The following is a 9497-nucleotide window of genomic DNA, read 5'->3' on the forward strand; positions in this document are numbered from 1 at the left end:
AAACATCTGGGAATTCTCATATCAATCTGTTCTATTCTTAAACTTTGATGAAATCGCCCTGTTTATTTCGTTTATTCTATATTGGCATTTCGAACTATAAACTTCTTAAAAGCGGCTAACTTTGGGTTGTTACCCGAAGAATTTCAGCAAGAGATGTGTCGCCGGCGAGTACTCGTTTAAATCCATCATCACGAATACTAGGTGTAGTGGGGCGTAAATAATTTTCCATTGTTTGTAAGTTTTCATGGCGATGAATCATTCCTCTAAGTACTTCATCGACAGTAATCAGTTCGTAAATACCAGTTCTGCCCTTGTAGCCTAAGTGATTGCAATAGTCACAACCTTTAGGTTCAAAGACCTTTGAGGTATCTGAGTCTGCTGTAAGTCCCATAAGTTCTTTTTCATCATCTCTTAATTGATGAGGTGTTTTGCATTGAGGGCATAATCTTCTAACCAGCCGTTGTGCGATAAGTCCCACGATACTTGAGGATAAAAGAAAGGATTCAACGCCCATATCACGTAAACGAGTTAGGGCACCGAGTGCGCTATTAGTATGTAAGGTAGACAATACCAAGTGTCCTGTAAGGCTGGCTTGAACTGCAATTTCTGCAGTTTCCAAATCACGAATTTCTCCGATCATCACTACATCCGGATCCTGCCTGAGAATCGCCCTTAAACCTTTAGCAAAGGTCATTTGTACTTTGGTATTAACCTGTGTTTGCCCAATCCCTTCAAGATCATATTCTATTGGATCTTCAATGGTTAGAATATTGCGAGTGACTTGATTTAATTCAGTCAACATGGCGTATAAGGAAGTAGTTTTTCCTGAACCTGTGGGCCCAGTAACTAAAATAATACCATGCGGCTCTGCGATCATTTTTCGCATGTTTTTTACTGTTGGTTCAGGCATACCTAACAGGTTTAAATCCAATTGAGCCGCTTGTTTGTCTAAAATCCTCAGTACTACCCGCTCACCATGATTTGACGGAAGGGTTGAGACCCGGACGTCAATATTATGTCCACCAATTCGCAGAGAAATACGACCGTCTTGAGGAATGCGCTTTTCTGCAATATCCAGTTTGGCCATTACTTTGACTCTGGAAATTACTAAAGGAGCTATGGCACGCTGAATTTCTAATACCTCATGTAAAACACCGTCAATCCGATTACGTACAAGAACTCGATCTTCATAAGTTTCAATATGAATATCAGAAGCTTTTTGTTTTATTGCTTGAGTAAACAATGCATTCAATAAACGAATTATGGGTGCATCATCTTGATTTTCTAACAAATCTTCGCTTACCGGCAATTGACTAGCCAGTAGTGAAAGATCCATATCTTCTTCCATGCCTCCAGCGGCTTCTAATATCGATGATTTAGATTGATAAACATGGGCTAAATGTTGCTGAAACGCTGATTCATCAACTTGTTTTAAAGTAAATTCACATTGTAATAAACGCTTTATTTCAGCAAGAGATTGCAATGAAGTATTCGGTAAATAATAAACAAGAGCCTGGTTGTCGCTCATTTCGTTGGCCACGACAATCCCATGGTTTTTGGCAAAACTGTATGGGATCTTCAGCAATTTATCTTCGTTTTCCATGGTTTACTTCGTTACTAACAAAGGTGGACGATTAAACGGTTTTGGTAACTCAGCTCGTTTCAAAGCAGGTAATACCGTTGCATTATTGCTTTGTACAAAGGCATCTTGCGATTTCAGCCAATCCAGTTCGAATTGACGCACATTATTATACTTTTCACTCGTCATATGCGTATTATCTCGTTCATTACGCAAAATTATGGGTTTAATAAATACCATCAGTACCCGTTTTTCACGAGAATTTATATTCCGTTTGAATAATCGACCCACACCCGGTATATCTCCCAAAACTGGCAAGCGGTTATTTTCATTACCCAGGCTATCTTGAGTCAAACCTCCCAATACAACGACGTCACCGCTTTCAACATGAACCGAAGTAACGATACTACTGATTCTAAATGTTGGGGTAGCTGTGTTTGGAGAAACAACGGGCGGATCCAACGTGTCATTTCCTTGATCGATTTGCAGCTGGATTCCATTCCCTCGTGTAATTTGTGGTCTTACATAAAGATGTAATGCAACGTTAACCCGATCAAATGTAGTAAATGGAACCCCATTATTTGTTGTACCTCCGGCATTTGCAGGTTGAGTAGTCGATGCTATCGAAACCTGTTTACCTACCAATATTTTAGCTTGGCGATTATCAAGAACAACAACTGAAGGTGTTGATAAAATATTAGCTTTATTTTCTCTTGCTAAAGCATATATCTGTGCTTGAAAATCATCAAGTTTAGTACTGTTATTAATTATAGCAAATCCTGGCCTAAAGGATTCAGGTTTTCCTGTTTGTTGATCACTTCCCCATTCAATGCCTAAGTCGTTAATATCCGATTGATTAATTTCTGCGACTAATGCTTCAATGAGTAATTGGGCCGGTTTAATATCCAGTTGCGTAATTACTCTTTTCAAAGTACGGATTACAGAGGCTGGTGCATTAAGGATGATGGAGTTTGTATTGGGTTCAGCAATAATTTGTACTGTAGGTTTTGTTGTCCCTTCATTTTGCGTTGTGGTAGTCGTAGTATTTGCGGTAGCGCCTGAAGCAGTTAATGAACTGCCACCACTGCCTGAGCCTGCTGAATAAAGAGAACTAGAACTGCTAGTGGAGCCCTGCGTATTTGAGTTGTTGGCAAGGTTGGAGGCCGGATTTGTACTATCCAGAATAGGGCGAGTAATGGTACCAATTGTTGTGCCAACATTGCCGCTGAAATTTGCTTGAGCTATACCGGCGAGGATGGGTACCAAGTCTTCAGCTCTGAGGTAATTTAGATACACCACTTGCGTGTTGGAGTTAACCCCTTCGGAACTCTCTCTATCTAATTTTAATATCAACATTCTAAGACGTATTCTGTCTGTCTTGGAGCCGCTGACTAACAGCGAATTGGAGCGGTCATCAGCAGCTATAGTTAGTTGAGTTCGCGCCCCTCCCATACTGGGTTGAGTTTTAACAAGATCTTTTAAAGTAGCAGCAATATCCATTGCTAATGAATGTCTTAAATGAACTATATCAATGCCATTGGCAGATGAGTTATCTACTTGTTTGATGATGCCTGCAAGACTACGAATGTTGTTCGCTCTTCCTGATAAAATAAGCATATTTGAGGGAGCATAAGCAGAGATACTACTCCATTGTGGCATTAATGGTCGTAAAACGGGAACTAATTGCTCTGATGGAACATAATGAACAGGAACTACAGCCACCATCATGTCGTCACCTCTGGGTGGTTGCTTTATTCCGTTTAAAAGATCAGGCGATTGTGTTTTTGCATCGATATTCGGAATAATTTTAATGATCGCTCCACTAGGTATAGCGGCATAGCCCGAGACTTGTAAGACTGAAAGGAATACTTGATAAAGTTCATTATTGTTCATAGGTGTTGACGATACGATCGATATTTTTCCTTGCACTCTTGGATCAATGACAAAATTTTTCCCTGTAACTCGTGACACTTCCGCAATAACCGCTCTAATATCAGCGTTTCTTAAATTCCATAGTTTGCTGTTTAACGGCGGTGTATCGTTTGGGGTACTTTGACTCTCAGATTCAGTTGGTTGTTTTATGTAAGGATGTTGATTTTCACTCGGTTCACTTTTCTTTGAACTGATCTTTTGTGATAGCTTATTCTGCAAATTTCGTGCGGTGAGGTAATCACTAATTGGGCCAATTTGTATCAGATAAAGTTTCTTATCTGATAGATTCTTAATTTCAACAGGTTCACTGACAAGTGCAGACAATTCCTTTTGACGTTGCTTTGCATCTTTTTCTAAATTAAATGCACCAGCTTGCAAATAAAAAGTAGTATTCCCATTCTTAGTGGTCGTGGAAATATTAATTTCGTTTGCATAAGTTAATGCTGAGCAAATAAATATTAAAATTATAATTACTATCGAGCGCATCGAAAAATCGTAAAATCCTAAGTAAATACATAATAACTAAATTTACACACTTACCATAGCTTTTTTAGTGAGTATCTGAATGTATTTTGAAGCATTTGATAATTCTGCTTTAAGATTATCTTAATTGATAAAAAAATCTAGAATGTGTTGATTTTTATCACGTAGGTCCTTTATATAACTTGTTTTCTTTGGTAACAGGTTAATCTTTTCCGCACGATCGTTTAGCTGATTACGCTCCACAGTTATAACTGTATTTACCTATGATAGCCGAGAATGCTATCCCGGAGATACATCATTTTTCCATAAATACTAGTCACTCAAAAATGGTTCGACTTTTTTATCTATATTGAAGATACTTCGGCCCCGTTAGAGCATTGCAGATTATTTTAAACAACAAAGGAGTTAAATATGCAACAAAAATTTGATGTACCCACAATGAAGTATGGTCCGGATTTCAATCCCTTTCGTGCCATTCAGGGAAGATTTTATTCCATATTAGATGATATTAAGGCAACTGCAGATCCGGGGTTTATTGCGCATTGTCTTGGTGAGTGTCAAAAATTACTTTCTATGGGAAGTGATATTACCAGGATGGATGCAATGCCAACTACCGCTTTTAGTGGCCCTGGTAAAAATATGGCAGTAACTCCAACTATAACACCGACAAACCAGATTCAACATAGTACTAGCACGGCTAAAAAAAGAAAGCACCCCGAAATAGTTGATTCAACAACTGATGTTGGAAATGGTCAGCCCATCATTCAGCAACCCACTATTGGACAAGGAACTGCTTCTCCTTTAACAAAAAGATATAGGGTTATTTATCCTCATTTAGAGACAAAGGATACTGCTGAAGAAAAAGGAAAAGAAAAGGAAGTTGTGCAGACTATAATCTCGGATACAGTCATGCCAAAGCAGGGTAAAATAGTACGAAAATTAATTTCACCTTTCTTAAATCAATTTATAAAGCAAATGGCTGAGGGTGAACTTAATGAATATAAAAAAGTGCAGCGCGAAATGCTACAAAAAAATGAGCGTTATAATAATCGGCTTTCAATAAGGCACATATCTTCTATAGGGCATAGATCGGACTTTAGTAAAGAAATAAAACCTAAATTCCCAGACGGGCTTAGAAATAAATTTATCTATAGCCATCATATCAGCTTTCCTTTCACGATAAAAAAAAGTGATCAAAGTTTGAAAAGATCAACTCTTTATCAAAATATGCTATCAAGGCGGAACTTCATTGCAAAAGAAATTATTCCCAATATAAAGAAGGCTCCTTCATTGGCTGCTCAGAACTTACTTTATTTATACCAACATCATTTAATGTATAGCATTTATTTACAACGTAAATCTTCAGAAAATCTAGGTGAGATCCTAATTTACCATATGAATAAATTGGGTTTTGATTTGGAAAAATCAGAAATCAAACGTTTAAAATCGGCCATCAATGATAGTTATTATCTTATTAGCCGCAAAATGCCCTTTAAGCACCTTATGATGCTAAAGCCTATGCTCCAGGTTGAACTTCCTGCGGAAAATCCTCAAGATAAAACATCTGATGGGACTATGATTGCTGCTATGGTATTGCATAATAATCCTGATAAAAAAATTAAAAAAAATGATATTTTTGATGAACCTTTTCCTAATTCGATGAAAATTACTCAAAATACTAATTTTTATGATGCTAAAGGAAAATTAATTGGTGTATATCGTGTTGGTGCAATTCAACCTGAGATGATAACTGATAAATTACGTAAGGAACTCACTTCTGTAACACCATCACAATTGAGTAGAATGGGGGCTGTATCTGCAGAAGAATATGTTAATAAAAGGCAAAATAAAGAAGATTTCCACATAAGTGTTCGTTCAGCTCCATTTGGTGTGCTTGGAAAAAAAACAAGCCGAATTAGACCTACCCAATTCTCTGAAATAAAATATGGAGTAGAAGAAGGATTAGCGCCTCTTTTTAATTCTATTGAAAAGATTTATGCGGAGTGTGCTCCAGTTGAATATGCAACGCGTCGTCGAATTATGGATTGTGCATCTTATTTTACTTTAACCGGATCGAGTTATCTTTTAGCCGCCGAAGCAAATTATGATAAACAAACTAATGCTCATATAGATAGTAATAAGTTTCCCATCCATTGCTTAAATCCACTGTTTGTTATCTATCCCTCTAAGAATGGCCAGCAGAGTGAGCAGCAAAGAACGTATAAAGGTGCCTATACATTTTTTCCTGGAGTGAGGGGTGTTTTACCAAATGAGGCTCAAACTAATTTTGAAGGGATATATTTTGATTTAAAAGAAGGAGACGTGTTGCTATGGGATTTTGATAAATATTATCACTGCAACACCAAATTAATTTCTTCTAATGGAATCACTGATTCAAGTTGGCATCGCATATCCATTGTTGGTTTTACCAAAGGTGAGGCATTACATAAAATAGTTGAACCTCTTGTATTTGAAGATTCAGATGATGAGGATACTTTTCTTTTTAGCTCAGAAGAGCTCACACAGGCTGGACAATTCTCGGAAGAGACGTTATTTGAGCTCCCACAATCCATGCAAACTAAGGAACAAGCTGCATCAAAGGACGAGCATCATTCAAATATAGAAGATGATGAACCGGTTGATGGATTAAAGTTAATGAGCCTGGATTCATTTTTATCATCGGGTAATATTATTGAATTAGAAAAGCTCAACAAGCATGTGGAGTCTTCTTTATCAGATAAGTATTCTGGAGATGGAGAGGTACAGAAAGATGAAAGCCGCTCTACGGAGTATTTTGTAAAAACAAATTCTTTAAACCTTACATTTTTTGGGGCTGAGAAAACATCTCAAGGGAGAGAAGCAGTGCAAAGTAAGCATACTATCTTTCACAGACTAAATTAGTGAAATGTGTTGTATTAGCGGAGCATTGTACGATTTACACCCGGATTAAATGATATTAATCCGGGTTATTCATTCTAGGGATTATTATGTGTATGCGTATGTGTATGTTCATCGTGGCCATGATGATGAGCGTGTGGCTGCTGATGTAAATGAGGCAGTTGCTGCTGGTATGGATTATGTCCATGGTTATGTGCAGTAAAGAAACCATTAGGGTGCGCAGGCACTGGAGTTGTAACAACAACTACTGTTTGTGGCTGGGTAGTTGATGGGTGAGTGTGTTGGTGAGCGTGTTGGTGATGTCCTGTTCTTTTCATATTATTTCATCCTATCTAAATAAAAGAATTCGATTTTATTTCTTACAGGACTTACGAAAAACCCCCATCTCTTCGTTAAAAAATGTTTTTAATTCGGTCATTTAGTCTATCTAAACTTCCTCATTAAAAACATTTTTTGCCTCGACCTTGGGGTTTTTCGTAAGTCCTGTATTAATTCGTTACTGAGATGATAAGTCACGTAGTTGCACATTTTAAATATCATCTTAACGCATTATAAGCAGATGGTTTTGTAAATGTATATGATTTTTCAAAATCTTTAACTAGAGTTGGGTAGGAAATCGCCTTCTACTTTTATTCGATTTTATTATGCAGAAGTCTCGTTCAGAATTTTTTTTCTTTAAGGTTAGGGACAATAAATCGTATCATGAACTTCTTCAAGATCCGCATTACTAGGATTTTTTAAATCAAAATTGCCGTGAAACTCTTCTCCTGATGCGTTTATATAATGCCTTTCAAAAAATCTTCCTGCCATCGCATTTTGTCTGCGAAGTTGGAGAGATGGGAGAATTTCTTCAGGATTAGGTAATAGCATTAAAGGATTGTCTGATAAATCAGTTACAGCTGTTTTTCCTCCGGTAATAAACAAAGTTTTAGTTTTTTTATCAAAAAATTTTGTCATGATAATCATAATCTCCAGATGAACGGGTTTATGGTGATTACATACAACAGCTCAGTTGAACTTATGCAGAAGCCTCAGTCACGCATCATCTCTACATGAACACAGTTTTACCGTTTAACTTACTAGGAAGAATATTACAAAAACAATACTTAATATAAAGAGTAAAAAATTAATTTTTTGTCGAGTTAATAATTTTAATAAAGTATAAAGAATTATACCTCCGCCAATTCCATCAGCAATAGAAGCAGTAAAAGGAATCATCATGATGGTTACCATACAAGGAGCTGTTTCACTTACATCATGCAATTTCATATCTGTGAGATGCTTCATCATGCAACAAGCTACATATAAAAGGGCGGGGCCTACGGCAAAATTAGGAATCATTCGTGCCAAAGGTGAGAAAAATAACATAAGAAGAAATCCGATTGCGATGACTATGGCAGTTATTCCGCCGCGTCCACCTGACTCAATTCCTGCTGCAGACTCTATGTAGGGGGAGGTACTTGCGGAGCCTAATAATCCTGCTACAGCAGAGGCAGCTGCATCAACGGTTAAACAATTGCTAAGACGCTTGGAATAATTTTCTTGTTGTTTAAATACAGAAGGATTTAATAAACCGATCAATGTCCCTGTTGCGTCAAACACAGCAATTAAAAAAAAGGTAAAGGTAGCTTTTAAGGCGAGAACGGTATTTATGCCAGAAAAATCGAGCTTTAAAAAAGTTGGCTCCATGGAAGGGGGCATGGAAATTAATCCTTGCCAGGTAGATAAACCGAACAATAAACTCAAGATAGAAATACTGAGAATCCCAAGAATAATCGCTCCAGGAATTTGAAAATAATCTAAAATCAATATGAGTAAAAATCCTAAGAAGAACAAACCGCTTTCTGGACGAGTAATTTCGCCCAGGCGCATTAAATTATGCTGATCCTCAATAATAATTTGATTGTTTTGCAAGGTAATTAAAGCAATTAATAAGCTGATACCTATTAATATAGCGATTTGTAAATTATGAGGAATTGCCTCGATTAATAGGCGTCTCAAGCTGGTAAGCGACATTAAAAAAAATAAAACACCTGAAAGAAAGACAATGGCTAAAGCGTGTTGCCAAGATATTCCCATACCTTGCACTACCGTATAAGAAAAGAAGATATTTAATGCCATACCTGGTGCAATGCCAATGGGCGTATTAGCAAATAATCCTGCAAAGAAACAGGCAAAGGCGGTAATAAGACATGTAGCTGTGAATACTGCTCCCTGGTCCATTCCTGCATCATGCAGTATGCTTGGATTGATGAATGCGATATACACCATGGTTAGAAAAGTGGTGATCCCCGCAATGATTTCAGTTTTCAGAGTGGTATCTTTAAGAAAATAGGATTTTAACCGTTCCATAGTATTATATTCTCCTATTTAAAAGGGAATTTAAAGAATGTATAACCTTTGGGTTACAGTAATGCTATTAACAGAAGAGCTATCTATTAAACATATCAAAAATTCAATTTAAAGTATCTATATAAATTTAAAATTGTGAACTTACTCTCAAAGGTTTTGAAAATTATAGGTTAAGGGTTAAAGTTTTGTGTTCGGCTCTACCCCAAAAAAGGGGGCATTTTAATCAAGTTAGTCTAGACTAACCCATTGATTT

6 protein-coding genes are annotated in these 9497 nt (G+C 37.0%); 1 reads left to right on the forward strand and 5 read right to left on the reverse strand.

The window, feature by feature from the left end:
- Nucleotides 1–115: 115 nt before the first annotated feature.
- Together lspE and lspD are read right to left on the reverse strand one after the other, a co-directional pair.
- Complete coding sequence (gene lspE / locus DGG96_RS20180; protein ID WP_110144259.1) at nucleotides 116–1603, reverse strand: GspE family T2SS ATPase variant LspE; 1488 nt, start codon at nucleotides 1601–1603, stop codon at nucleotides 116–118.
- A 3-nt stretch (nucleotides 1604–1606) separates the two neighbouring features.
- A complete protein-coding gene (gene lspD / locus DGG96_RS20185; protein WP_110144260.1) occupies nucleotides 1607–3997 on the reverse strand; it encodes a GspD family T2SS secretin variant LspD in 2391 nt (796 codons plus the stop codon).
- Nucleotides 3998–4405: 408 nt separating this feature from the next.
- On the opposite strand from lspD, the gene DGG96_RS20190 reads away from it, so the two are divergent.
- Nucleotides 4406–6895 (forward strand): hypothetical protein, encoded by a 2490-nt coding sequence (locus DGG96_RS20190; protein ID WP_110144261.1) that lies wholly within the window; start codon nucleotides 4406–4408, stop codon nucleotides 6893–6895.
- A gap of 74 nt (nucleotides 6896–6969) precedes the next feature.
- Here DGG96_RS20190 and DGG96_RS20195 read toward each other — a convergent pair whose 3' ends face one another.
- The 3 genes from DGG96_RS20195 to DGG96_RS20205 form a co-directional block, all read right to left on the reverse strand.
- Nucleotides 6970–7209, reverse strand: coding sequence for a hypothetical protein (locus tag DGG96_RS20195; protein ID WP_110144262.1), 240 nt, complete (start codon nucleotides 7207–7209; stop codon nucleotides 6970–6972).
- Between the two features lie 364 nt (nucleotides 7210–7573).
- Nucleotides 7574–7849, reverse strand: coding sequence for a hypothetical protein (locus DGG96_RS20200; protein WP_110144264.1), 276 nt, complete (start codon nucleotides 7847–7849; stop codon nucleotides 7574–7576).
- A gap of 114 nt (nucleotides 7850–7963) precedes the next feature.
- The gene (locus tag DGG96_RS20205) at nucleotides 7964–9244 is read right to left on the reverse strand and encodes an NCS2 family permease (protein ID WP_110144263.1); all 1281 of its coding nucleotides are present in this window, start codon (nucleotides 9242–9244) and stop codon (nucleotides 7964–7966) included.
- Nucleotides 9245–9497: the final 253 nt, after the last annotated feature.

It is taken from the genome of Legionella qingyii (assembly GCF_003184185.1).

What these genes read in the sequence shown, in the direction of transcription:
- DGG96_RS20200 (WP_110144264.1), bottom strand. Translation starts at nt 7,849, where the DNA reads ATGACAAAATTTTTTGATAAAAAAACTAAAACTTTGTTTATTACCGGA.
- DGG96_RS20205 (WP_110144263.1), bottom strand. Translation starts at nt 9,244, where the DNA reads ATGGAACGGTTAAAATCCTATTTTCTTAAAGATACCACTCTGAAAACT.
- DGG96_RS20190 (WP_110144261.1), top strand. Translation starts at nt 4,406, where the DNA reads ATGCAACAAAAATTTGATGTACCCACAATGAAGTATGGTCCGGATTTC.
- lspD (WP_110144260.1), bottom strand. Translation starts at nt 3,997, where the DNA reads ATGCGCTCGATAGTAATTATAATTTTAATATTTATTTGCTCAGCATTA.
- DGG96_RS20195 (WP_110144262.1), bottom strand. Translation starts at nt 7,209, where the DNA reads ATGAAAAGAACAGGACATCACCAACACGCTCACCAACACACTCACCCA.
- lspE (WP_110144259.1), bottom strand. Translation starts at nt 1,603, where the DNA reads ATGGAAAACGAAGATAAATTGCTGAAGATCCCATACAGTTTTGCCAAA.